Genomic DNA, 22,990 nt, shown 5'->3' with positions numbered 1-22,990 from the left:
TCACAAGGGCCGCCATCCCGATCGCTTGTCCTTCCAAGGAGTTCCTATGCGTCGCACGCTGCCCGGCACCGCCGGCATCGCTGCCCTCGCCCTCGTCCTCGCCGCCTGCGGCGGCGGAGACGGTGACGGCGGCGACAACAAGTCATCCGGCGAGGTCGACCCCTCGTCCCTCTCCGCAGAGCTGACCTGGTGGGACACCTCCGACCCCACCAACGAGGGCCCGGCGTTCAAGGAGCTCATCAAGAAGTTCAACGAGGAGTACCCGAAGGTCGAGATCAACTACCAGTCGGTCCCGTTCGACGACGCGCAGAACAAGTTCAAGACCGCGGCCGAGGCCGGCCAGGGTGCGCCCGACATCCTGCGCGCCGAGGTCGCCTGGGTGCCGGAGTTCGCCGCGGCGGGCCACCTCTACGCCCTCGACGGCACCCCGCTGCTGGAGGACGCCGACTTCCTCGAGACCCCGATGTCGTCCAACGTCTACGACGGCAAGACCTACGGCGTCCCGCAGGTCACCGACACCCTCGGCCTGATGTACAACAAGGCCCTGTTCGAGAAGGCCGGCATCGACGCCCCGCCGACCACCTGGAAGGAGGTCGAGGAGGACGCGAAGCTGCTCAAGCAGAAGGCCGGTGTCGACGGCATCTACGTCAACAGCGCCGGCTACTTCGTGCTGCCGTTCATGTACGGCGAGGGGGGCGACCTGGTCGACAGCGACGCCAAGAAGATCGTGGTGGGCTCCGACGAGAACAAGGCCGGCATCAAGATCGCCCAGGACCTCGTGAAGTCGGGCGCCGCTCCGAAGCCCGACGCCAACGACTCCTACGGAACGATGATGACCCTCTTCAAGGAGGGCAAGGTCGCGATGATCGTCAACGGTCCCTGGGAGGTCGCGAACATCACCAAGGCGCCCGAGTTCGGCGGCTTCGAGAACCTCGGCATCGCCCCCGTCCCCGGCGGGTCCGCCGGGGCCGGCGCGCCGGTCGGCGGTCACAACTACGTCGTCTACTCCGGCATGGACGACGCCAAGGCGGCAGCAGCCACCGCGTTCATCAAGTTCATGACCTCGGCCGAGTCCGAGGCCTACATCGCCGACGAGCTCGGCCTGCTCCCGACCAACGAGGCCGCCTACGACCTGGTCGAGGACAACGAGCGGATCACCGCGTGGAAGTCCGCGCTCGACGTCTCGGTCGCGCGCCCCTGGATCCCGGAGGGCGGCCTGTTCTTCGGGCCTCTCGACGACATGGCGACCCGCGTGCTCGTGCAGGGCGCCGACGTCTCGGCCACGCTCGACAAGACGGCCGAGCAGTACAAGTCCGACGTCGTCCCGGACTACGACCTGCCGTGACCACGGTGATCTCCGCGGGGCCCGGCCACGAGCCGGGCCCCGCCCGCCGGGGCCGGGTCCGGCGCCTGCTCGACCGGCACTGGTACGCGTGGGCGATGGTGCTCCCGACCGTGCTCGTGCTGGGCGTCCTGGTGCTGTATCCGCTCTTCCAGGGCATCTACCAGTCGTTCACCGACCTCAACGAGACCAACAACCGCGACCTGATCTGCACCCAGACCCTCGGGGGCGGCGAGGACTGCGTCCCCAACCCCGACCGTGCCCAGTTCGTGGGCCTGGACAACTACGTCGACCTGCTCACCGGCGAGCGTGGCCACTTCTGGCTGCTCCTGGTCAACACCGTGGTGTGGACGGGCGCGTGCGTGTTCTTCCACTACACGATCGGGCTGGGCCTCGCGGTCCTGCTCAACCGGACCTTCCGGGGGCGCAGCCTCTACCGGGTGCTGCTGATCGTGCCCTGGGCCGTGCCGGCCTTCGTGAGCGCCTTCGCTTGGAAGTTCCTCTTCAATCCCCGATTCGGGCTGATCAACTCCTTGCTGAGCAATGTCGGAATCGACCCGGTGGACTGGTTCAACCACCGCTGGACGTCGATGTTCGCCGCCATCGTGACCAACGTGTGGCTGGGCGTCCCCTTCATGATGGTCGCCATCCTCGGTGGTCTGCAGTCGATCCCGGCCGACCTCTACGAGGCGGCGGAGATGGACGGCGCCACGCCCTGGCAGCGCTTCCGGCACGTCACCCTGCCCGGCCTGCGCCCGGTGAGCTCGACCGTCATCCTGCTCGGCACGATCTGGACCTTCAACATGTTCCCGATCATCTTCTTCGTCACCGGCGGCGAGCCCGCCGGGGAGACCGAGATCCTGGTGACCGGCGCCTTCCGCGCCGCCTTCGAGGGGCTGCGCAACTACTCCCTCGCGGCGACGTACGGCGTCCTCATCCTGTCCATGCTGGTGGTGTACGCCGCGATGTACCGCCGGGTCCTGCGAAGCAAGGGAGAAGTCTGGTGAGCCGACGTCCCCGCGGTCGCGACGAGCGCAGCCTCGGCGCCTCCGTCGCCCTGCACGCCACCCTGCTCACGGCCACCGCGATCGCGCTGTTCCCGGTGCTGTGGGTGTTCCTGGCCTCGATCAAGCCGCAGAACGCGATCCAGTCGAGCAAGGTCACGCTCATCGACCACCCGACCCTGGAGAACTACCGGCACGTGCTGTTCGACACCAGCTTCCCCACGTGGTTCCTCAACTCGGTGGTGGTGGCGGTGTTCACGATGGTGATCGGCATGGCGATGTCGGCGACCGCCGGCTATGCGCTGAGCCGGTTCAACTTCCCCGGCAAGCGCGGCCTGATGTGGGTCTTCCTCATCACCCAGATGTTCCCCGTGGCCATCCTGATCGTGCCGATCTACTCGATCATGGCCTCGCTGAACCTGATCGACACGAAGGCCTCCCTCGTCATCGCCTACTGCACCGTCGCGGTGCCGTTCTGCACCTGGATGCTGCGCGGCTACTTCGACACCATCCCGCGCGATCTCGACGAGGCGGCGGCGCTCGACGGTCTCGGTCCGTTCAAGACCTTCTGGTACGTGATCCTGCCGCTCGCCCGGCCGGGGCTCGCCGTGACGGCGTTCTACACCTTCCTCACCGCGTGGGGCGAGGTGGCGTACGCGATCGCCTTCATCCTCAGCGACAAGAAGCTCACCCTCGGAGCCGGACTGCAGCAGTTCGTGCCCCAGTTCAACCCCCAGTGGGACCTGCTGACGGCGGGAGCGGTGCTCATCATGCTGCCCGCGTCGCTCGTCTTCTACTTCGCCCAGAGACACCTCGTCGCCGGCCTCACCGCCGGTGGCACCAAGGGATAGGAGTCCCGATGTCCACCCCTGTCGTCTTCGACGCCGCGACCCGGGTCTACCCCGGGTCCACCACCCCTGCCGTGGACAGCCTGGACCTCGAGGTCCGCGCCGGCGAGTTCCTCGTCCTGGTCGGCCCGTCGGGCTGCGGCAAGTCCACCAGTCTGCGGATGCTCGCCGGACTGGAGGACGTCACCTCCGGCGCCATCCGGATCGGCGAGCGCGATGTCACGCACCTGCGCCCCAAGGACCGCGACATCGCCATGGTCTTCCAGAGCTACGCCCTCTACCCCCACCTGACCGTCGGGGAGAACATGGGCTTCGCCCTCAAGATCGCCGGGCTGTCCAAGGCCGAGATCACCGCGCGGGTCACCGACGCCGCCAAGGTGCTCGACCTCGAGCCCTATCTGGACCGCAAGCCCAAGGCGCTCTCCGGCGGTCAGCGCCAACGCGTCGCCATGGGCCGCGCCATCGTGCGCGAGCCCCAGGTCTTCTTGATGGACGAGCCGCTGTCGAATCTCGACGCGAAGCTCCGCGTCTCGACGCGGACCCAGATCGCGGCCCTCCAGCGGCGGCTGGGGATCACGACCGTCTACGTCACCCACGACCAGGTCGAGGCGATGACGATGGGCGACCGCGTCGCCGTGCTCAAGGACGGCATCCTGCAGCAGGTGGCCGCTCCCCTCGAGCTCTACGACAAGCCGGCCAACGCGTTCGTCGCCGGGTTCATCGGCTCCCCCGCGATGAATCTCGGAACCTTCCGCGTCGAGGACGGCGCCGCCGTGATCGGCGAGGCGCGGGTGCCCCTGCCGCGTACGGCCACCGCCGCGCTGACCGAGTCGGAGGTCGTCCTCGGCTTCCGTCCGGAGGCCCTCGAGATGGTCGCCGGCTACGCACCCGACGCGTTCGCGGTGGAGGTGCTCGTCGCCGAGGAGCTCGGCTCGGAGGCCTTCCTCTACGGCACCCTCGAGGGCGCGAGCCTGCGCGACCCGCAGCTCGTGGCCAAGGTGGCTCCCCGCAGCGTGCCGCCGAAGGGCAGCCGGGTCCACTTCCGGATCCTCCCCGACCGGATGCACGTGTTCTCGCCCGCCACCGGCGAGGCGCTGCCGACCGCCTGACGACATGGCACACGACGTCCTCATCGCCGGGCCGGCGTCGTGGAACCGGATCGTGCTGCTCGACCGGCTCCCGGACCCCGTGCCGCACACCACCGTCGCGGCGGGGTCCTGGGAGACGGTCGGCGGCACGTCCGCCGGCAAGGCGATCGGTCTCACGGCGCTGGGCCGCGATGTCCTGCTGTCCGTCCAGCTGGGAGCCGACGCCGAGGGGGATCGGGTCCGCTCCCTGCTGGACGCGGTCGGCGTACGCCTGCTCGTCGCGTCGACGACGGCGACCGAGCAGCACCTCAACCTGATGACGTCGCGCGGCGAGCGGGTGTCGATCTACCTGGCCCATCCGTCCGAGCAGGCCGAGGATCCGCCGCGCGATCGCAGGATCGGCGAGCTGATGGCGGAGTCGTCGGTCGTCGTGCTCGACCTGTCGGCCGAGTCGCGTCGGCTGGCCCGGACCGCGGTGGCCGCGGGGTGCCCGATCTGGACCGATCTGCACGACTACGACGGTCGTGCCGAGTTCCACCGGCCGTTCCTCGAGGCGGCCGACGTCGTCTTCATGAACGCAGACGGCACCTCGGACCCCGTCGACCTGCTCGGACGGTGCCTGCGGCACGGGGCGTCCTTCGCCGTGTGCACCCTGGGCGCGGAGGGCGCGATCGCGCTCGACCGGTCCGGGCGTACGCACCGGGTGGCGGCCGTCCCGGTGCCGGTGGTCGACACCAACGGCGCCGGCGACGCCTTCCTGTCGGGCGTGCTCGACGCGCACCTGTCCGGGGCCGAGCTCCCCGAGGCGCTGGCCGCCGGCGCGGAGCACGCCGCCTCCGTGCTCGCCAGCCGGCACCTGCACCCGGCGCTCGACGCGCTGGTGTGAGTCAGCCGGTACGACGACCGGTCGAGCCGCGCAGCACGAGCTCGGGCTGGACCACGAACTCCGTGCGATAGGCCGTGTTGCCGTCGATCTCGTCGAGGAGCGCGTCGACGGCCGCAGCGCCCATCGCGTCGACCGGCTTGCGCAGCGTGGTCAGCGGCGGGTCGGCGAAGGCGGTCATCGGGCTGTCGTCGAAGCCGACGACCGACACGTCGCCGGGGACGTCGAGCCCGCGCGCCCGCACCGCCCGCACGGCCCCGAACGCCATGATGTCGCTGCCGCACACGATGGCGGTGCAGCCGCGGTCGAGCAGCACCCCGGCGGCGGCGTACCCGCCCTCGACGGTGAACAGCGAGTGCTCCACCAGGCCCTCGGCGTCCAGTCCGCGGCGCGCCATGGCGTCGCGGAAGCCCGCGACCTTGCGGACCACCGGGACGAAGCGCTCGGGTCCGAGAGCCAGGCCGATCCGCTCGTGCCCGAGCTCGACGAGGTGCTCGACCGCCATCCGGGTGGCCGCGGCGTCGTCGGCGGAGACGAAGGGGGCCGAGATCCGGTCGCTGTGCCCGTCCACGAGGACGAACGGCACGCCGCGGGCGGCGATCCGCGCGTAGCGCTCGTGGTCGGCGCTCAGGTCGGCGTGGATGCCGGAGACGAAGACGATGCCCGTGACGCCGCGCTCGACGAGCATGTCGACGAGCTCGTCCTCGGTCGAGCCGCCGGGAGTCTGGGTGCACAGCACCGGGATGTAGTCGTGGCGCACCAGGATCTGCTCGATCACCTGGGCCAGCGCGGGGAAGATCGGGTTGCTGAGCTCGGGCATGATCACGCCGATCAGGCCCGCGCTGGCCCGCTTCGGACGGGTCGCGCGCTCGTACCCGAGGACGTCGAGCGCGGCCAGCACGCTCTGCCGCGTGGCCGCGGAGACGCCCGGCTTGCCGTTGAGGACCCGGGAGACGGTCGCCTCGCTGACGCCCGCGTGGGCGGCGACGTCGAGCAGTCGGGGCTGGTCCATGTCGGCTACTGGGCCCACCATGCCGTGGTGTCGGGCGGGAGCACGGCCTCGTCGCCGTCGACGGCGACGTCGTCCGAGGCGAGCAGGAGACGACCGGGAAGGGACATGCGCACATGCTCTCCCGTCGTGTTCGCGGTGACGACGACGGGGTCGCCCGCGGGCGCCGTACGCCGGAACGCCAGGACGCCGGCCGGCGCCTCCAGCCAATCCACACCGTCTCCCCCGCCCAGCGCGGCCTCGGAGCGGCGGAACGCGATCGCGGAGCGGTAGAGCTCGAGCGTGGAGCCGACGACCCCGGTCTGCGCCTCGACGCTGAGCTCCGCCCAGCTCGCGGGCTGGGGCAGCCAGCTCGGAGCGCCGGCCGGGCCGAACCCGAAGGGCGCCTGCGTCCCGGACCACGGGAGAGGCACCCGGCAGCCGTCGCGGAAACCGTCCTGGCCGGCGGCGCGGTGGAAGGACGGGTCCGCCCGGACCTCGTCGGGGAGGTCGGTGACGTCGGGCAGGCCGAGCTCCTCGCCCTGGTAGACGTAGGCCGATCCCGGGAGGCCCAGCATGACCAGGGTCGCGGCACGCGCCCGGCGCAGGCCGAGCTCGCGATCGCCCGGCGTGATCATCTGGATCCCGAGCCCCGGCGGGTTCGCGAGGCGGGTCGCATGGCGGGTGACGTCGTGGTTGGAGAGCACCCACGTGGCCGGGGCCCCGACGGCGCCCATCGCCTCGAGGGACAGGTCGACGATGGAGCGCAGCGCGCCGGCGTCCCAGTCGGTGCACAGGTAGGCGAAGTTGAACGCCTGGTGCATCTCGTCGGCACGCACGTAGTCGGCCGCGCGCTCGACCGTGGGCGTCCACGCCTCCGCGACGAGGATCCGCTCGCCGTCGTACTCCGCGAGGACCCGGTGCCAGTCGCGGTAGATCTCGTGGACGCCGTCCTGGTCGAAGTACGGCGTGACGCCGTTGCCGAGCAGCTTGAGCTGGTCCGCGTCGCCGACGTCCGGCAGACCGGGCGCCTTCACGAGACCGTGGGCCACGTCCACCCGGAAGCCGTCGACGCCGAGGTCGAGCCAGAACCGCAGGATCGAGCGGAACTCGTCGTGCACCGCCGGGTGCTCCCAGTTGAAGTCTGGCTGCTGGGGGGAGAACAGATGGAGGTACCACTCGCCGTCGGGCACCCGCGTCCAGGCCGGACCACCGAAGACGGACTCCCAGTCGTTGGGCGGCAGCTCGCCGTCCTCGCCGCGGCCGGGCTGGAAGTGGAAGCGCTTGCGCACCGAGGACGCGGGCCCCTCCCGCAGCGCCCGCTGGAACCACTCGTGCTGGTCGGAGCAGTGGTTGGGCACGAGGTCGACGATCACCCGCAGGCCCAGTCCGTGGGCGTCCTGGATCAGCGCCGTGGCGTCGGCGAGGTCGCCGAACACCGGGTCGACACGGCGGTAGTCGCTCACGTCGTACCCCGCGTCGGCCTGCGGGGAGGCGTAGAACGGCGAGAGCCACACGGCGTCCACGCCCAGGTCGCGCAGGTAGGGCAGGCGGGCGCGGACGCCCGCCAGGTCGCCGACCCCGTCGCCGTCGGCGTCGGCGAAGCTGCGCGGGTAGACCTGGTAGATCACGGCGTGGCGCCACCAGTCGCCGCCGGGCAGGCGGTCCTCGGCCGGGCGCGGCGCGTTCGGAGTCGTCTCGCTCATCACGCCACGACGGTAACCGTCCTGCAAGACGACGCGCAAGATGACTGCAAGTTTCGGCGATTCTTGCGTAGTCTCTCCGCCATGCAGGTGAGACCGGGCCCGGCGGTGGGCATCGACGTGGGCGGTACGACGATCAAGGCGGCGCTCGTCGCCTCGGACCGCGGCACCCTCCTCTCGGAGCGGCAGGTCGCTCCGACGCCGCGTCCCGCCACGCCGGCCGACGTGGTCGAGGCGGTCGGCTCGCTCGTCGAGGCCCTCGCCCCGGAGCCCTCGACACCGGTCGGGGTCGCCCTTCCGGCCGTCGTCCGCGACGGCGTGACCTGCACCGCGGCCAACATCGACCCGTCCTGGATCGGCCTGGAGGCGGAGCGGGCACTCCGCGAGCACCTGGGCCGCGACGTCCGCGTGATCAACGATGCCGACGCCGCCGGGCTCGCCGAGGCGACCCACGGGGCCGCGAGGGGCCGATCCGGCGTGGTCCTGGTGACCACGCTCGGGACGGGCATCGGCTCGTGCCTGCTCGTCGACGGAGCACTCGTCCCCAACACCGAGCTCGGCCATCTCCAGATCGGCGGCCGGCCCGCGGAGCGGGACGCTGCCACCTCCGCGTTGCACCGCGACGGTCTCACCTACGCCCAGTGGGCCGAGCGGCTCACGGTCTACTACCGCGCCCTGGAGGACCTGCTCTCCCCCGACCTGTTCGTGGTCGGCGGCGCGGTCAGCGCGAGCGCGGCGGAGTTCCTCCCGCACATCGCGGTGCGCACCCCCCTCGTGGCCGCGACCCTCGGCAACGACGCGGGCATCATCGGCGCAGCGCGGGTGGCGGCCACGGCTCGCCCCCTCGAGCCGGCGGCGACCGGCCTAAGGTGACGCGGGCACGACCATCGCGTACGCCGCCGGCAGGACCCGCCAGGTCCGCTCGCTCACCGGACCGTCGAGCTCCCCGTCGCTGTTGCAGTCGAAGGGCGTGCCGCTGACCGTGACGCTGCGGCCGCGGACGATCCCCGCCCGGGCGTACGACTCGTGGCTGCCGGAGGTGAGGTGCACGAGGTACTCGATCTGGTCGAGCAGCGTCACCGGGGTCGCGACGAGGACGTCGAGCAGGCCGTCGTGCGGGTCGGCGTCCGGCGTCAGGGCCAGGCCGCCACCGACCGTGGCGCCGTTGCCGACCGCGACCATCAGCACCTCCTCGTCGGACTCGACGACCACCTCGCCGTCGACCTCGATCCGGAGCCGGAGCGTCGGCGGGTAGATCGCCGTCTGCAGGGCACCGATCGGGTAGCCGAGCCGGCCGAGATTCGCCGGCCCGATCCTCGCCGCCCCCAGCCCCAGGGGACCGAGGTTGACCGGCCCCAGCCCGACCGGGCCGATCCCGACGATGTCGCTGAGGCGGCGCAGTCGCGCCTTCCAGCGCGCCCCGCGCTCACCGGCCTCCGCTCCGGCACCGATGTGGACGTTGTTGACCGTGACCCGCTCCTCGTCGTCGACCACCAGGTCGGTGGCACGGGCGGCCCCGTCGAGGATGACGCGGGCCGCGCGACGGGCGCTGCGGGGGATGCCGAGGCTCCGCGCGAAGTCGTTGCCGGTGCCCAGCGGCAGCAGCCCGAGCGTGCGCCCGGTCAGCTCGCCGAGGCCGTGGAGGGTCTGGACGACGGCGTGCAGACTCCCGTCGCCGCCGGCCACGACGATCGTGCGCCCGCCGGTCTCGCGCAGCGCGTCGGCCAGCTCGTCGAGGTCGCCGGTGCCGCGCACCTCGACCCACGCCTCCTCCCGCAGCACGGTGAGGGCGTCGTTGACGGCCTGATTGTCGGCCGAGCCCGCCCGTGCGTTGGTGATGACGAGCAGCTGCTGGGGCATGCGGTCAGCGTAGGGCGCGGCGCGGCCCTCGCGCGTCACGACCGGACGACTCGATCACGGCGTCCGGGCATGCGCCGGTCAGCACCAGGCTGCTCGCCGGCCGAGGGCCTCCGGCTGATCCAAGCTGAGCTCGGATCACGTGCCACAGAACGTCCGGTAGCGCCCGAAGTCGGCAGGCGGCGCCTCGGCGTACCTCTCGAGCCCCACCACCCGCTGGTACGGCGACCGCACTGCCTCCAGCAGGTTCTCCAGCGGTGCGACGTCGCCCGACGTCGCTGCTCCGAGCGCCTCCTCGACGAGGTGGTTGCGAGGGATGTGCAGCGGGTTGACCCGGTCCATCGCGTCGGCGTCAGGCGCGAGCGCACGCCACCGCGCCAGCCAGGCATCGAACCCGGCGAGGTCGACGAACAGCCCACGCACCGGCTCGACGTCGCCGCGAGCCGCCGCCGCCAGCCTGCGCCAGAACGACGTGTAGTCGACGTGGCTCTCCCGGAGCAGGTCGAGCAGCGGTGCGAACAGCTCGTCGGAGGTCGAGGCGTCGCCGGCAAGACCCAGCTTCACGCGCATGCCCATGGCCCAGGCCGTGTCGTACTCGGCACGGAAGGCGCCGAGTGCTTCGGTGGCCAGCGCGATCGCCCGGTCCTGGTCCTCGTCGATCAGGGGGAGGAGCGCCTCGGCCAGGCGGGCGAGGTTCCACTCCCCCGCGGCGGGCTGGTTGGCGTACCCATAACGGCCGCCCTGGTCGATCGAGCTGAACACCGTCGCGGGGTCGAAGGCGTCGATGAAGGCGCACGGTCCGTAGTCGATGGTCTCGCCGGACAGGGTCATGTTGTCGGTGTTCATGACGCCGTGCACGAAGCCCACGAGCATCCACTGGGCGATGAGCCGGGCCTGCGCGGAGACGACCGAGCGGTAGAAGGCGAGGTACGGGTGGGCGTCGCGTGCCGCGTCCGGGTGGTGTCGCTCGATCGCATGATCGACCACGCGGCGCAGCAGGTCGGGGTCTCCGGCGGCGCGCGCCAGCTGCACCGTGCCGACCCTCAGATGGCTGCTGGCCACCCGCGCCAGCACCGCACCCGGCAGGGACTCCTCGCGGCGGACCGCGCGCCCGGTCGCGACCACGGCGAGCGAGCGCGTCGTCGGGATCCCCAGCGCGTGCATGGCCTCGCTGACGACGTACTCGCGCAGCATCGGCCCGAGCACAGCGAGACCATCGCCTCCGCGGGCGAACGGCGTACGCCCGGAGCCCTTGAGGTGCAGGTCGCGCAACCGTCCATCGAGGTCCACGAGCTCCCCCATCAACAGGGCGCGACCGTCGCCGAGCTGCGTGAATCCGCCGAACTGGTGCCCGGCATACGCCTGAGCGACCGGCATCGCACCCTCGGGCACGACCGTGCCCGTGAGAAGTCCAACGCCGTCGGGCGTGCGAAGCCGGTCCGGGGCCAGGCCGAGCTCGACGGCGAGGGGCTCGTTGAGGACCACGACCTGCGGGTCGGGCACGGCCGCCGCCACCGACGGAAGGGCCAACTCAGGCAGTGCCGTCGCGTACCGGTGCTGGAGCATCGCAACCTGCTGCGGGACGACGGTCATGTGTCGAGCCTACGGCCGCACGGGGCGAGGCCCGGTGGCAAGGCGCGCCACCCTGAGTACAGCTCGACGGTGAGGCGCGGCTGATACTCGACCGAAAAAGCTGGAGGGCCGTGTCCTTCTCCCTGTTCGGGATTGGGAACACGGCCCTGCCCAGTGCTTTCCGGTGGAGGTGAGGGGACTCGAACCCCTGACCCCCTGCATGCCATGCAGGTGCGCTACCAGCTGCGCCACACCCCCGGGGTCATCGCCTCACCCGAGGGCGAAGCAACGACGGAAATACTAGCCACACCACCCCAGCGAGGTGAAATCGGGGGGTCAGGTGTTGTACGTCGCGATCGCCCACTCCCCCGTGGACCGCTCCTCGAGCACGACCCGGGCGCAGTTGCCCAGGGCGCGCAGGTCGTGGGCCTGCTCCGGGCGCCAGCCGAGGAAGGCGACCAGGCCGGAGCGCGCCGCCGCGCCGTGGGAGACGGCGACGCCGGTCTCCCCCGGGCCGAGCGCCGCGACGAGGTCGCGGAGGACGGAGGTGAAGCGGGCGGCGACGTCCGCGGGCGCCTCGGCGCCGGGGATGCCGTCCCACTCGCCGCGCTGGAAGCGGCCGAAGGCGGCGGCGTCGCGCGCCTCGAGCTCGGCGTGGGTCACGCCCTGGTAGTCACCGAGGCGGAACTCGCGCAGCCGCTCGTCGTACGTCGGCTCGAGGCCGGCCTCCTTGGCGACGATCTCGGCGGTCAGCCGGGCGCGGGCCAGGTCGCTGGACCACACCAGCGCGGGCTCCATCGCCGCGATGAGGGGCGCGACCGCCTGCGCCTGCTCGACACCGGTGGCGTCGAGCTCGACGTCGAGCTGGCCCTGGATCCGGCGCTCGGCGTTCCAGGCGGTGCGGCCGTGCCGGAGCACGACGATGCGGCGCCTCACTCGGCGGCCGGCGGCGGGACCGGCCCGTGGACGTCGGCGGGCAGGTCGATGGTCGGGCAGTCGCGCCAGAGCCGCTCGAGGGCGTAGAACTCGCGCTCCTCGGAGTGCTGGACGTGGATGACGACGTCGCCGTAGTCGAGCAGGACCCAGCGGCCGTCGCGGTGACCCTCGCGGCGGATCGGCTTGGCGTCGAGCTCGCGCAGCTTGTCCTCGATCTCCTCGACGATCGCGCGGACCTGACGGTCGTTGGCGCCGGTGGCGAGCAGGAAGGCGTCGGTGATGGCGAGCTGCTCGCTGACGTCGAAGGCGAGCTGGTCGGTCGCGAGCTTGTCCGCGGCCGCGCGGGCGGCTGCGTGGACGAGCTGGACGGCGTGGTCGGTGGCGCTCATGGGGTTTCCGTTCCAGTGGTGGTGGCCGGGTCGCGAGACGGTTGCGGCGCAACTTCCTCGACGTCCGACGCGGCGGCCGGGTAGAGGCCGTGCTTGGTGATGTACTGCACGACGCCGTCGGGCACGAGGTACCAGACCGGCTGGCCGGCCCGCTGACGCTCACGGCAGTCGGTGGAGGAGATCGCCAGGGCGGGGATCTCGACCATGGTGACCCGGTCGTGCGGGATCCGGGCCAACGTGGCCGGGTCCATCTCCGACCCGGGCCGGGTGCAGCCGACGAAGTGCGCCAGCTCGAAGAGCTCGTCGGCGTCTCGCCAGCTGAAGATGTCGGTCAGGGCGTCGGCGCCGGTGATGAAGTAGAGGTCGGCGTCGGGACGCTGCGCGCGCAGGTCCCGCAGCGTGTCGGTGGTGTACGTCGGCCCGTCGCGGTCGATGTCGACGCGGCTGACCGTGAAGCGCGGGTTCGCCGCCGTGGCGACGACGGTCATCAGGTAGCGGTGCTCGGCGGACGCCACCTGACGGCCCGACTTCTGCCACGGCTGCCCGGTGGGCACGAAGATGACCTCGTCGAGGTCGAACCAGCCCTGGACCTCCGAGGCCGCGACGAGGTGGCCGTGGTGGATGGGGTCGAAGGTTCCGCCCATCACCCCGAGCCGGGGCCGGCGTGGCGCGTCCGTCACCGGCAGAGCACCGGCCGGCTCAGCTGTGCTCGCGGCCGCCGCCGAACCACACGAGGCCGACGAGGAGGAACATGAGGAAGGCCAGCACGCCGCCACCGATCAGCCACGGGTTCACGGCGGGCTCGCCGTGCTCCTCCGCGGCGCGGGCGACAACGAGAGCGGCCTGGCTGATCTGGCTGAGCATGGGGGCATCGTATCCAACCGCCGGCTCGCGACCGACTCCGGCCGGCAGCGTGGCGCCCCGCGCGCAGCGCGTCGGCGGGAAGGGCGGTCCGAGCGCAGCGAGCGACCGTCCGCACCCGCCGACCGGCGACACGCTCGGCCAGATGGTCGGCCGGCAGCGTGGCGCCCCGCGCGCAGCGCGTCGGCGGGAAGGGCGGTCCGAGCGCAGCGAGCGACCGTCCGCACCCGCCGACCGGCGACACGCTCGGGCAAATGATCAGTGGATGGCGAAGTCGACGCCGAGGAAGAGCAGCGTGAACCGGATCGTGCGACCCACGAACACCGTGGGCACGAAGACCCACAGCGGCATCTTGAGCAGTCCCCCGACCGCCGACATGGCGAGGAGGGGCGGGATCCCGGCCGAGGCGGCGACGAACATCACGCCGGCGGCGTACACCGGGCGGCCCTGCATCCGGGCCACCCACTTCTCGTAGGTGGCCTTGACCTTGGGCTTGGAGAGCTTCTTCTGCGCCCACGCCGACTCCGCGCCGCGCCGGGCGAGCTCGTACCAGACGATCTTGCCGATGGTCGCGCCGGCGCCCGCGGCGATGCCGAGGGAGATCGCGGCGGCCGTGCCGTGCTCGGTGGAGCCGGCGCCGACGATGTAGACCTCGATCGGCAGGAACGGGAGGAGGGCGGACGCGATGCTGAAGGCGAACGTCGTCAGCCACAGGATCATGCCGCCGGCACCCCTTCGGACCCGCGCGACGGGATCGGGATCCCCAGCTGCAGCAGCCAGCGCAGCGAGACGCACTTGAGCACCAGCAGGGCCACGGCGATGAGCGTGCCGAGCCAGACCCAGCCGCTCACCAGCAGGATGACGGCGAAGGCGCCGGAGTTGGCCGCCTTGCCGATGCGCGACCAGTTCCACAGGTAGATCCGGCGGTCGATCACGTGGAAGTAGTTGGGGCTGCGGATCGGCCAGGCCAGGAAGGCCAACGAGAGGTACATGTCGATGACCATGAACTCGAAGAGGTAGATCCCGATCGGGATCCCGATCCAGGTCATCGGCTCGTCGCTGATCCACCCGCCCGGCTGCAGCCAGATGAGTCCGACGTACAGGGCGCCGCAGCTGAGCCGGTCGCACATCATGTCGACGACCGCGCCCATCCGGGTCTCGCAGTCGCGCCAGCGCGCCCACTCGCCGTCGATGCTGTCACCGACCCAGTAGGTCACCAGGCCGATCACGATCCAGGTCAGGCTCGCGTCGTACGCCGCCCACACGGCGATCGCGAGGGTGATCGCCGTGCGCACGAAGGTGATGATCGTCGCGCCGGTGAAGAGACGTTCGACGGACGGATCCGCATAGATCCGGTCCGGAGAGCCTGCCATGGCGCGAACCTACCGCGAGGCCCCGCATCGGCCGCGCATCGGGAGGTGAACCTTGGCCCGAGGTCCGGCGGCCCGCGGGTTACCGGATGTGGCCGTCGCCGATGACGACGTACTTGGTCGAGGTCATCTCCGGCAGCCCCATCGGGCCGCGGGCGTGCAGCTTCTGGGTGCTGATGCCGATCTCGGCGCCGAAGCCGAACTCGCCGCCGTCGGTGAAGCGGGTCGAGGCGTTGACGAGTACGGCGGCGGAGTCGACCTCGGCGACGAACCGGCGAGACGCCGCCAGGTCCTCGGTCACGATCGCGTCGGAGTGACCGCTGGACCAGGCGCGGATGTGGTCGAGCGCGGTGTCGAGGTCGGGCACGACGCGGGCGGCGATGTCGAGGGAGAGGTACTCCTGGGCCCAGTCCTCGTCGGTCGCCGGTACGACGCCCGCGTGGGTGCCGAAGGTCTCGTCGCCGTGGATCGTGACGCCCTCGCCCTGCAGCGCCGCGACCACGCGCGGCAGGAAGGCGTCGGCCACCTCGGCGTGCACGAGCAGCGACTCGGCGGCGTTGCAGACGCTGGTGCGGTGGGTCTTGGCGTTGAGCACGATCGCGAGGGCCTTGTCGAGGTCGGCCGCGCGGTCGACGTAGACGTGGCAGTTGCCGACCCCGGTCTCGATCACGGGGACCGTGGACTCGTTGACGACCGACTGGATCAGCCCCGCTCCCCCGCGCGGGATGAGCACGTCGACGTGGCCGCGGGCCCGCATCAGCGCCTTGACACTGTCGTGGGTCTCGCCGGGGACGAGCTGGACGACGTCGGCCTCCAGACCGGACGCGGCGACGGCGTCGCGCAGCACGGCCACGATGGCGGCGTTGCTGGAGCGGGCCGACGAGCTGCCGCGCAGCAGGACGGCGTTGCCGGACTTCAGGCAGATGCCGGCGGCGTCGGCGGTCACGTTGGGGCGGGCCTCGTAGATCATGCCGACGACGCCGAACGGCACGCGCACCTGGCGCAGCTCGAGGCCGTTGGCCAGCACGCTGCCGCGCACGACCTCGCCGACCGGGTCGGCGAGCCCGGCGACCTCCCGCAGCCCCTGCGCCATGCCCTCGAGCCGCTCGGTCGTCAGTCGCAGCCGGTCGATGATGTTGGGCGGCGTGCCGTCGGCCTCGGCCCGGGCGACGTCCTCGGCATTGCCGGCGAGGATCTCGTCGGCGCGCGCCAGCAGCGCATCGGCCATCGCGTGGAGGGTGGCGTCCTTCTGGGCGCGGGTGGCGAGCGCCAGCGAGCGGCTGGCGACCCGGGCGCGCTGGGCGACCTCGCGGACCTCGACCTCGGCAGTCATGGCTCAAGGATAGGAGCGTGGCGCGCGATCAGGCGCAGGGGCGGCTGGTCGGCCGGATGCCGGGACGGTGCGTGATGCGACGGCTCTCGTACATCAGCCGCCACTGGGCGTCGTACGCCGCGACCACGGCGGGATCGCGGACCTCGAAGGTGACCTCGTCGCTGCTCAGCCCGGGCGGCGACCAGTTCTCCGAGCCGGTCCACACCACGCGCGTCGCGGCGCCGCGGAACGTGCCGTCGACCGTGACGTACTTGAGGTGCGAGTAGCAGCGGGCGCCGAAGACCATCTCGTCGCCGGCGGTCGACAGCTTCTCGCCCCAGTCCCAGTCGGCGATCCGGACCGGGATCCCGGCCCTCTGCAGGATCCGCACGACGGGTCCGCTCACCACGGAGCCGACGACGGCGACGTCGCAGCCCTCGGCGCGCATCGAGGCGAGCTCGCGGGCCAGCGCCTCGCCGCGCCCGGCGTACCAGGCGTACATGTTGACCCGCACGATCGAGTGCCCCTGCCCGTCGCCGAAGCCGGTCGGCGCCGCGCAGTCGACGCGACGCAGCCGCTGGAGCTGCGGGTCGCCGGACGTCGCGTAGCGCCGCTGGAAGGCGACGCCGACGCTCTCGCCGCCGTACTCCAGGTGGCGCGGCTTCGCGGTGCGGTCCCGCTTGAGCTGGCCGAAGACCGTGGTCCACGCAGCGAAGAGCGCGTCGTCGCCGCTGATGGTGAGGGCGTCGTTCCACTGGCCGGTCGCGGCGCCGTACCCGAGATTGCTGGAGCTGCTGATCACCACCGACCGCGCGGCGCCGGTCTGGCTGAACGAGTAGACCTTGAGGTGCAGGTTGCCGGCGCGCGAGCCGTTGCGGCAGGCGCTGGAGCAGATGTGCAGGAAGCTGTCGGCCCTGCGGTCGCGGCCCAGCCGGTCCCGCAGGCCGCGGATCGTCCTCCCGACGATGTTGTCGTTCACGATCACCTGGACGTGCACGCCGCGCTTGTGCGCCCGGACCAGCAGTCGGGCGGTGTCGGCGCGGTCGATGTTGTACGTCGCGATCCGGATCGTCGCACCCGGCGGGGTGTGTCGGATCGCGGCGTGCACCTGCCGGACCACGCGGGTGCGCGCCTTGAACCCGCCCATCGGGTTGTTGAAGGTGGCGCCGGTCGTCGGCTGCCAGGTGTCGTCGGCGGTCGCGGGCGGGGTGGGCGCGACGAGCCCGGCCAGGAGGGTGGCGAGCACCAGGAGCACGACGGCGACGGTCTTCACCCGAAGAACACTAAGACACTGGACTTAATGCATCTAATCGAGCCGTCATGTCCCGCTTGATGGGTGATCTGCTCACACGGGACGTGAGCAGATCACACACCAAGGTCCTGCGGGGTCCGGCAGGGGCGCGAAAAGCGGCGCGGGACGCCGTACCGGAGTACGACGTCCCGCGGCCGGGTGAGCGGGTGGCTCAGCCCTTGCGCTTCTCGATCTCCTCGGTGACCTTCGGGAGGACGGTGTGGAGGTCACCCACGACGCCGAAGTCGACGAGCTCGAAGATCGGGGCCTCCTCGTCCTTGTTGACGGCCACGATCGTCTTCGAGGTCTGCATGCCGGCGCGGTGCTGGATGGCACCGGAGATGCCGTTGGCGACGTAGAGCTGCGGCGAGACGACCTTGCCGGTCTGGCCGACCTGGAAGGTGTGCGGCTTCCAGCCCGAGTCGACGGCGGCGCGCGAGGCGCCGACGGCGGCACCGAGGGCGTCGGCGAGACCCTCGACCGCGGCGAAGTCGCCGCCGGTGCCACGACCACCGGAGACCACGATCGCGGCCTCGGTGAGCTCGGGACGGCCGGTGGCCTGACGCGGCTGGGCGGCGACGATCTGCGCGGTCTTGGCGGCGTCGGAGATGGTCGCGGCGAACTGCTCGACCGCACCGGCGCCGTCGCCCTGCTCGGGCGCGGCCGCGTTGGGCTTGACCGCGATGATCGGGGTGCCCTTGACGACCTTGGCGTCGACGGTGAAGTTGCCGGCGAATACCGACTGGGTGGTGACGATGTCCTCACCCTTCACCTGGACGTCGACGGCGTCGGTGATCAACCCGGAGGAGAGCTTGATCGCCAGACGGCCGGCGATCTCCTTGCCCTCGCCCGAGGCCGGGATCAGGATCGCGGCCGGGGAGGACTTCTCGGCGAGCTGCTGGAGCACCTCGGCCTTGGGCGCCACGAGGTAGCCCTTGATCTCGGCGTCGTCGACGACGTACACCTTGTCGGCGCCGTAGCCCTTGACGGCGGAGGCGACCGCGTCGGCCTTGTCGGCACCACCGATGAACACCGCGGACGGGGAGCCGATCCGCTTGGCGATCGCGAGCAGCTCGTAGGTGGGCTTGCGGACCGCGCCGTCGACGTGGTCGACCAGAACGAGAACTTCAGACATGACTTTTCGATCTCCTCTGGCTTCTCAGATGAACTTCTTGGACGCGAGGAACTCGACCAGCGCCGTGGCGCCCGAGCCGTCCTCGTCCTTGACGATCTCGCCGGCGGTGCGCGGCGGGCGGGCCGAGGTCTCCTCGACCTGGGTCCACGCGGCGTCGAGGCCGACCTCGGAGGCGTCCACGCCGATGTCGGCCAGGGACAGCGCGTCGAGCGGCTTCTTCTTCGCGGCCATGATGCCCTTGAAGGACGGGTAGCGGGCCTCGCCCGACTGGTCGGTGACCGACAGCACGAGGGGCAGGGTCCCGCCGATGACCTCGGTGGCGGTGTCGCCGTCGCGCTTGATGCGGACCTGGTCGCCCTGGGTCTCGACCACCGCGGCCAGGGTGACCTGGGGCAGGTTGAGCCGCTCGGCGAGCATCGCCGGGACGACGCTCATGCCGGCGTCGGTCGACGCGAGGCCACCGATGATCAGCTCGGGGACGCCGATCTTCTCGATCGCCTTGGCCAGCACGAGCGAGGTCGCCACGGCGTCCGAGCCGGCGATCGCGTCGTCCTGCACGTGGACCGCCTTGTCGGCGCCCATCTGCAGCGCCTTGCGCACGGCGGCCTCGGCCTCGGCCGGACCCACGGTGAGCGCGGTGACGGTGATCTCCTCGCCACCCTCACCCGAGCGCTTCTCCTTGATCTGCAGGGCCTGCTCGACGGCGTACTCGTCGAGCTCGGAGAGCAGCCCGTCGACGCCGACGCGGTCGACGGTGTTGTCCGCCTCGAACTTCCGGTCCCCCGTGGCGTCGGGGACGTACTTCACAAGAACGACAATGTTGGAGAGAGTCATGGTTGTGGCCGGACCGGCCCCTTCCTGTGCAACGTGAGCCCTGCCGCGTGTCCGGGCAGGGAACAGCTCTGGTCCGATGAGGACAGCGTCTCGCAGGCTACCGCCCGGTCACCAACGGCGGCACCCTGGTCCACGTGGCGTCGGTCACGGGCGGACGACGCGCTCGAGCACCCGTCCGATCACGAGGTAGACGACCGAGGCGAGGCCGTAGTTGAACAGCGCCGTCTTGACCTCGGCGTTCTTGCCCTCGAAGGCCTTCACCGGGTTGTCGAGGTCGAAGAAGCCGAGGTCGAAGGCGTCGGCGAGGTCGCGGGCCAGCTTGACCAGACCGTTGTTCTCGTTGGCCTCGAGGGCGTAGGTGAACGCGGCGATGGCGAGGATCAGCGCCAGCGCCATGCACACCAGCCACACCACGCGGGCGATGTTGTCGCGCACCCGAGCGACGGTCAGCGACCGGCTCGGCGCCGCGTGCCGTTCGTCGACCCGCTCGCTCGCGGCCGGATCGTTGTCGTCGCGGGAGCTCATCGGTGTCACCGCCCCTCGAAGGTGGCCTTGCCCGGCCCGTTCTCGATGAAGGACCGCATGCCGGTGCGGCTGTCCTCGGTGGCGAAGATCGCCGAGAAGCTGTGCCGCTCGATCTGCAGGCCACTCTCGAGGTCGAGCTCGAGACCGCGGTCCACACACTCCTTGATCGCCCGCAGGGCGTACGGCGCCGCCGTGGCGAACCTCGACGCCCAGGCGACCGCCTCGGCGTACACGTCGGCGGCGGGGAGGACGCGGTCGACCAGGCCGAGGGCGAGCGCCTCCTCGGCCTTCACGAACCGACCGGTGTAGAGCAGGTCCTTGGCCTTGCTGGGGCCGACCAGACGGGGCAGGCGCTGGGTGCCGCCGGCGCCCGGGATGATGCCGAGGAGGACCTCGGGCTGGCCGAGCACGGCGTTGTCGGCGGCGAAGCGGACGTCGGCCGCGAGCGCCAGCTCGCAGCCACCGCCGAGGGCATAGCCGTTGACGGCGGCCACCACCGGCTTCGGGATCCGAGCGACGGAGTTGACGGCGTCCTGCAGCCGCTGCACCCGGTCGACCATGTCCGTGTAGGACATGTCGGACATCTCCTTGACGTCGTTGCCGGCGGCGAAGACCTTCTCGCCGCCCCACACGACGACCGCACGGACGTCACTGCGGTCGGTCGCCTCGGCCGCGGCGAGCGTGAGCTCGTCCTGGACCTGGATGCTGATCGCGTTCATCGCCTTGGCCCGGTCGAGTCGGATGGTCCCGACCCCGTCGGCAACGTCCAGGCGCACGAACTCCGCAGTCATCTGCTCCCTCTCGTCACGGATCCGGCCCGGCCACCCGGGCCCCCGTCCCGCATTCTGCCGCGTCCGGACCGACCGGGTCACCCGAACCCGCCACCTGGGCGCAGCGGCGGGCGTGTCGCGACGCCGGGAGGGCACCCGGGCACAATGACCGCGTGACCCCCGGCCTCTGGCGCAACCTCGGAGAGCAGGCCCCGGTGTGGCCTGGACGCAACTGGCCCCTCGGGGCGACCTGGTCGCCCGAGTCGACCAACTTCGCGGTCTACTCCCCCGCGGCGTCGGCCGTGTGGCTGTGCCTGTTCGAGGACGAGCCCGGCTCGGGTGAGCGGCGGCTGCCGCTCACCGAGCAGTCACTGGGCATCTGGCACGGCGCACTGCCCGGCATCACGCCGGGCACCCGCTACGGGTTCCGGGTCGAGGGCCTCTGGAAGCCGGAGGAGGGACTGCGCTTCGACCCCGAGACGGTGCTGCTCGACCCCTACGGACTCGCCGTCGCCGGCACCGAGGGCGACGCGCAGAGCGTGGTCGTCGACCCGTCGTTCGACTGGGGCGAGGACGCCCCCATGCGGCGGCGTTGGCGCGACACGGTGGTCTACGAGCTGCACGTCAAGGGCTACACGAAGCTGCACGACCGCATCCCCGAGGAGCTGCGCGGCACCTACGCGGGTCTCGGGCACCCCGCGGTGACCGACTACCTGAAGGATCTCGGCGTCACCGCGGTCGAGCTGCTGCCCGTCCAGCAGTTCTTCTCCGAGCCGGCGCTGCTGGAGCGCGGCACCAAGAACTACTGGGGCTACAACCCGATCGGCTACTTCGCCCCGGACGCGTCGTACTCCTCCACCGGCGACCGCGGCGGCCAGGTCTCGGAGTTCAAGCAGATGGTGCGCTCGCTGCACGCCGCAGGGCTCGAGGTCATCCTCGACGTCGTCTACAACCACACCGCCGAGGCCGGGCCCGACGGCCCGACGTACTCCTTCCGCGGGCTGGACGACCGGGGGTTCTACCGCCGTGTGCCCTCGCCCGACGGGTACGACGACACCTACTGGGACGTCACCGGCTGCGGCAACACCGTCAACTCCGAGGATCCGCTGGCGCTGCGCCTCATCCTCGACTCGCTGCGCTACTGGGTCACCGAGATGCACGTCGACGGCTTCCGCTTCGACCTCATGTCCGCGATCGCACGCACCGCCGGGCCCGACGCGATCAAGGTCGACATGGCGTGCCGGCTGCTCATCGCCATCGGCCAGGACCCGGTGCTGCGACACGTGAAGCTGATCGCCGAGCCGTGGGACGTCTCGATGGACGGCTACCTCGTGGGCGGCATGCCGCCCCCGTGGGTGGAGTGGAACGACCAGTACCGCGACACGATCCGCGACTACTGGCGCGGCCACTCCGACGGCGTGCACGCGGTCGCCACCCGCCTCGCCGGGTCCTCGGACCTGTACGCCGACGACGGCCGCTCGGCGTACAACTCGGTCAACTTCATCACCGCCCACGACGGGTTCACGGTCCGCGACCTGGTGTCCTACGACGCCAAGCACAACGAGGCCAACGGCGAGGACAACCGCGACGGCACCGACAACAACCGGTCGTGGAACCACGGCGTCGAGGGCGAGACCGACGATCCGGAGATCGTGGCACTGCGACGGCGGCAGGCGGCGAACCTGATGGCCACCCTGTGCCTGTCCAACGGCGTCCCGATGCTCACCGCCGGCGACGAGCGCGGGCGCACGCAGGGCGGCAACAACAACGCCTACTGCCAGGACAACGAGATCTCGTGGGTCGACTGGCGCGCCGACGGGCAGCCGGGGGCCTGGCTCGACGTCTACGAGACCACCCGCACGGCGCTGCGCCTGCGCCGCGAGCACCCGGCCCTGCGCCAGCGGCACTGGTTCGAGGGACGTCCCGCCATCGTCGGCGGCCCCAAGGACCTCGCCTGGCTGCACCCGACGGGCCGCGAGATGACCGACGAGGACTGGTACGACGCGACGCTGCACACGATCGGGATGTTCGTCTCCGGCAGGCCGCTGCGCGAGCCCGGCCCCCGCGGCGAGCAGCAGATCGACGCGTCCTTCCTCATGTGGTTCCACGCCGGCGCGGAGCCCGTCGAGGTCCACCTGCCCGACAACGACTGGGTGCACGCCGGCTCGGTCGTCCTCTCCACCGACCCGGAGCTGCCCGAGGGCACGCAGGTCGGGGTGGGCGCGCTGCTGACCCTCTGTCCGCGCAGCGTGGTCGTGATGCGGGAGTCCGACGCATAGCCC

At 71.4% G+C, this 22,990-nt stretch carries 23 protein-coding genes and 1 tRNA gene; 7 read left to right on the top strand and 17 right to left on the bottom strand.

Features of this window, described 5'->3' with window-relative positions; genetic code table 11:
• Positions 1-46 precede the first annotated feature (46 nt).
• Genes FHP29_RS09235 through FHP29_RS09215 form a run of 5 tightly spaced genes read left to right on the top strand, consistent with a single transcriptional unit; the run spans position 47 to position 5,168 of the window.
• A complete protein-coding gene (locus FHP29_RS09235; protein WP_139622569.1) occupies positions 47-1,345 on the top strand; it encodes an extracellular solute-binding protein in 1,299 nt (432 codons plus the stop codon).
• On the top strand, positions 1,342-2,349 hold the full coding sequence (locus FHP29_RS09230; RefSeq protein ID WP_205013985.1) for a carbohydrate ABC transporter permease: 1,008 nt from the start codon (positions 1,342-1,344) through the stop codon (positions 2,347-2,349). Before FHP29_RS09235 ends, FHP29_RS09230 begins: the two co-directional genes overlap by 4 nt.
• Entirely contained in the window at positions 2,346-3,197 is an 852-nt protein-coding gene (locus FHP29_RS09225) for a sugar ABC transporter permease (protein WP_240044418.1), read from the top strand. Before FHP29_RS09230 ends, FHP29_RS09225 begins: the two co-directional genes overlap by 4 nt.
• 8 nt (positions 3,198-3,205) lie before the next feature.
• Positions 3,206-4,303 (top strand): ABC transporter ATP-binding protein, encoded by a 1,098-nt coding sequence (locus FHP29_RS09220; protein WP_139622568.1) that lies wholly within the window; start codon positions 3,206-3,208, stop codon positions 4,301-4,303.
• Between the two features lie 4 nt (positions 4,304-4,307).
• The gene (locus tag FHP29_RS09215) at positions 4,308-5,168 is read left to right on the top strand and encodes a carbohydrate kinase family protein (protein ID WP_139622567.1); all 861 of its coding nucleotides are present in this window, start codon (positions 4,308-4,310) and stop codon (positions 5,166-5,168) included.
• Position 5,169: 1 nt separating this feature from the next.
• Here FHP29_RS09215 and FHP29_RS09210 read toward each other — a convergent pair whose 3' ends face one another.
• Positions 5,170-6,177 carry a LacI family DNA-binding transcriptional regulator gene (locus FHP29_RS09210; protein ID WP_139622566.1) on the bottom strand — a complete coding sequence of 336 codons (1,008 nt, stop codon included), beginning with the start codon at positions 6,175-6,177 and terminating at the stop codon, positions 5,170-5,172.
• A 5-nt stretch (positions 6,178-6,182) separates the two neighbouring features.
• Complete coding sequence (locus FHP29_RS09205; RefSeq protein ID WP_139622565.1) at positions 6,183-7,859, bottom strand: glycoside hydrolase family 13 protein; 1,677 nt, start codon at positions 7,857-7,859, stop codon at positions 6,183-6,185.
• Between the two features lie 81 nt (positions 7,860-7,940).
• On the opposite strand from FHP29_RS09205, the gene ppgK reads away from it, so the two are divergent.
• Positions 7,941-8,729: a polyphosphate--glucose phosphotransferase gene (gene ppgK, locus FHP29_RS09200; protein ID WP_139622564.1), complete on the top strand. Its 789-nt coding sequence runs from the start codon at positions 7,941-7,943 to the stop codon at positions 8,727-8,729.
• Here the strand turns inward: ppgK and FHP29_RS09195 are convergent.
• The 15 genes from FHP29_RS09195 to FHP29_RS09130 form a co-directional block, all read right to left on the bottom strand.
• The gene (locus FHP29_RS09195) at positions 8,721-9,716 is read right to left on the bottom strand and encodes a diacylglycerol/lipid kinase family protein (RefSeq protein ID WP_139622563.1); all 996 of its coding nucleotides are present in this window, start codon (positions 9,714-9,716) and stop codon (positions 8,721-8,723) included. The two genes, ppgK and FHP29_RS09195, sit on opposite strands and share 9 nt — an antisense overlap.
• A gap of 135 nt (positions 9,717-9,851) precedes the next feature.
• Positions 9,852-11,306 (bottom strand): protein adenylyltransferase SelO, encoded by a 1,455-nt coding sequence (locus tag FHP29_RS09190; RefSeq protein WP_139622562.1) that lies wholly within the window; start codon positions 11,304-11,306, stop codon positions 9,852-9,854.
• 164 nt (positions 11,307-11,470) lie between these two features.
• Positions 11,471-11,543 (bottom strand) — tRNA-Ala (locus FHP29_RS09185).
• Between the two features lie 78 nt (positions 11,544-11,621).
• On the bottom strand, positions 11,622-12,203 hold the full coding sequence (locus tag FHP29_RS09180; RefSeq protein ID WP_158296529.1) for a histidine phosphatase family protein: 582 nt from the start codon (positions 12,201-12,203) through the stop codon (positions 11,622-11,624).
• Positions 12,204-12,217: 14 nt separating this feature from the next.
• The gene (gene rsfS / locus FHP29_RS09175) at positions 12,218-12,610 is read right to left on the bottom strand and encodes a ribosome silencing factor (protein ID WP_139622561.1); all 393 of its coding nucleotides are present in this window, start codon (positions 12,608-12,610) and stop codon (positions 12,218-12,220) included.
• On the bottom strand, positions 12,607-13,290 hold the full coding sequence (gene nadD / locus FHP29_RS09170; RefSeq protein ID WP_275669438.1) for a nicotinate-nucleotide adenylyltransferase: 684 nt from the start codon (positions 13,288-13,290) through the stop codon (positions 12,607-12,609). Before nadD ends, rsfS begins: the two co-directional genes overlap by 4 nt.
• A 19-nt stretch (positions 13,291-13,309) precedes the next feature.
• Positions 13,310-13,474, bottom strand: a complete 165-nt coding sequence (locus FHP29_RS22015; RefSeq protein WP_192903993.1) for a hypothetical protein — start codon at positions 13,472-13,474, stop codon at positions 13,310-13,312.
• Positions 13,475-13,729: 255 nt separating this feature from the next.
• Entirely contained in the window at positions 13,730-14,191 is a 462-nt protein-coding gene (locus FHP29_RS09165; RefSeq protein ID WP_139622559.1) for an SNARE-associated domain-containing protein, read from the bottom strand.
• Positions 14,188-14,844, bottom strand: a complete 657-nt coding sequence (locus FHP29_RS09160) for a CDP-alcohol phosphatidyltransferase family protein (protein WP_139622558.1) — start codon at positions 14,842-14,844, stop codon at positions 14,188-14,190. Before FHP29_RS09160 ends, FHP29_RS09165 begins: the two co-directional genes overlap by 4 nt.
• Positions 14,845-14,923: 79 nt before the next feature.
• A complete protein-coding gene (locus FHP29_RS09155) occupies positions 14,924-16,174 on the bottom strand; it encodes a glutamate-5-semialdehyde dehydrogenase (RefSeq protein ID WP_139622557.1) in 1,251 nt (416 codons plus the stop codon).
• 28 nt (positions 16,175-16,202) lie between these two features.
• A complete protein-coding gene (locus FHP29_RS09150; protein ID WP_139622556.1) occupies positions 16,203-17,426 on the bottom strand; it encodes a phospholipase D-like domain-containing protein in 1,224 nt (407 codons plus the stop codon).
• Positions 17,427-17,616: 190 nt separating this feature from the next.
• Entirely contained in the window at positions 17,617-18,579 is a 963-nt protein-coding gene (locus FHP29_RS09145; RefSeq protein WP_139622555.1) for an electron transfer flavoprotein subunit alpha/FixB family protein, read from the bottom strand.
• 24 nt (positions 18,580-18,603) lie between these two features.
• Entirely contained in the window at positions 18,604-19,413 is an 810-nt protein-coding gene (locus tag FHP29_RS09140) for an electron transfer flavoprotein subunit beta/FixA family protein (protein ID WP_139622554.1), read from the bottom strand.
• Between the two features lie 144 nt (positions 19,414-19,557).
• Entirely contained in the window at positions 19,558-19,938 is a 381-nt protein-coding gene (locus FHP29_RS09135) for a hypothetical protein (protein WP_240044417.1), read from the bottom strand.
• Between the two features lie 5 nt (positions 19,939-19,943).
• Positions 19,944-20,729, bottom strand: a complete 786-nt coding sequence (locus FHP29_RS09130) for an enoyl-CoA hydratase/isomerase family protein (RefSeq protein WP_139622553.1) — start codon at positions 20,727-20,729, stop codon at positions 19,944-19,946.
• Positions 20,730-20,881: 152 nt separating this feature from the next.
• On the opposite strand from FHP29_RS09130, the gene glgX reads away from it, so the two are divergent.
• Positions 20,882-22,987, top strand: a complete 2,106-nt coding sequence (gene glgX, locus FHP29_RS09125; protein WP_139622552.1) for a glycogen debranching protein GlgX — start codon at positions 20,882-20,884, stop codon at positions 22,985-22,987.
• Positions 22,988-22,990: the final 3 nt, after the last annotated feature.

It is taken from the genome of Nocardioides albidus (assembly GCF_006335005.1).
Classification (GTDB): domain Bacteria; phylum Actinomycetota; class Actinomycetes; order Propionibacteriales; family Nocardioidaceae; genus Nocardioides; species Nocardioides albidus.
The sequence above is the reverse complement of the archived record's forward strand: the minus strand, read 5'-3'. Positions and strand labels throughout refer to the sequence as shown.

Excerpts from the sequence above, each read along its gene's own strand:
- FHP29_RS09235 (WP_139622569.1), top strand. The coding sequence starts at position 47 with ATGCGTCGCACGCTGCCCGGCACCGCCGGCATCGCTGCCCTCGCCCTC.
- FHP29_RS09220 (WP_139622568.1), top strand. The coding sequence starts at position 3,206 with ATGTCCACCCCTGTCGTCTTCGACGCCGCGACCCGGGTCTACCCCGGG.
- FHP29_RS09215 (WP_139622567.1), top strand. The coding sequence starts at position 4,308 with ATGGCACACGACGTCCTCATCGCCGGGCCGGCGTCGTGGAACCGGATC.
- FHP29_RS09210 (WP_139622566.1), bottom strand. The coding sequence starts at position 6,177 with ATGGACCAGCCCCGACTGCTCGACGTCGCCGCCCACGCGGGCGTCAGC.
- FHP29_RS09205 (WP_139622565.1), bottom strand. The coding sequence starts at position 7,859 with ATGAGCGAGACGACTCCGAACGCGCCGCGCCCGGCCGAGGACCGCCTG.
- ppgK (WP_139622564.1), top strand. The coding sequence starts at position 7,941 with ATGCAGGTGAGACCGGGCCCGGCGGTGGGCATCGACGTGGGCGGTACG.
- FHP29_RS09195 (WP_139622563.1), bottom strand. The coding sequence starts at position 9,716 with ATGCCCCAGCAGCTGCTCGTCATCACCAACGCACGGGCGGGCTCGGCC.
- FHP29_RS09190 (WP_139622562.1), bottom strand. The coding sequence starts at position 11,306 with ATGACCGTCGTCCCGCAGCAGGTTGCGATGCTCCAGCACCGGTACGCG.
- rsfS (WP_139622561.1), bottom strand. The coding sequence starts at position 12,610 with ATGAGCGCCACCGACCACGCCGTCCAGCTCGTCCACGCAGCCGCCCGC.
- FHP29_RS22015 (WP_192903993.1), bottom strand. The coding sequence starts at position 13,474 with ATGCTCAGCCAGATCAGCCAGGCCGCTCTCGTTGTCGCCCGCGCCGCG.
- FHP29_RS09165 (WP_139622559.1), bottom strand. The coding sequence starts at position 14,191 with ATGATCCTGTGGCTGACGACGTTCGCCTTCAGCATCGCGTCCGCCCTC.
- FHP29_RS09160 (WP_139622558.1), bottom strand. The coding sequence starts at position 14,844 with ATGGCAGGCTCTCCGGACCGGATCTATGCGGATCCGTCCGTCGAACGT.
- FHP29_RS09155 (WP_139622557.1), bottom strand. The coding sequence starts at position 16,174 with ATGACTGCCGAGGTCGAGGTCCGCGAGGTCGCCCAGCGCGCCCGGGTC.
- FHP29_RS09145 (WP_139622555.1), bottom strand. The coding sequence starts at position 18,579 with ATGTCTGAAGTTCTCGTTCTGGTCGACCACGTCGACGGCGCGGTCCGC.
- FHP29_RS09140 (WP_139622554.1), bottom strand. The coding sequence starts at position 19,413 with ATGACTCTCTCCAACATTGTCGTTCTTGTGAAGTACGTCCCCGACGCC.
- FHP29_RS09135 (WP_240044417.1), bottom strand. The coding sequence starts at position 19,938 with ATGAGCTCCCGCGACGACAACGATCCGGCCGCGAGCGAGCGGGTCGAC.
- FHP29_RS09130 (WP_139622553.1), bottom strand. The coding sequence starts at position 20,729 with ATGACTGCGGAGTTCGTGCGCCTGGACGTTGCCGACGGGGTCGGGACC.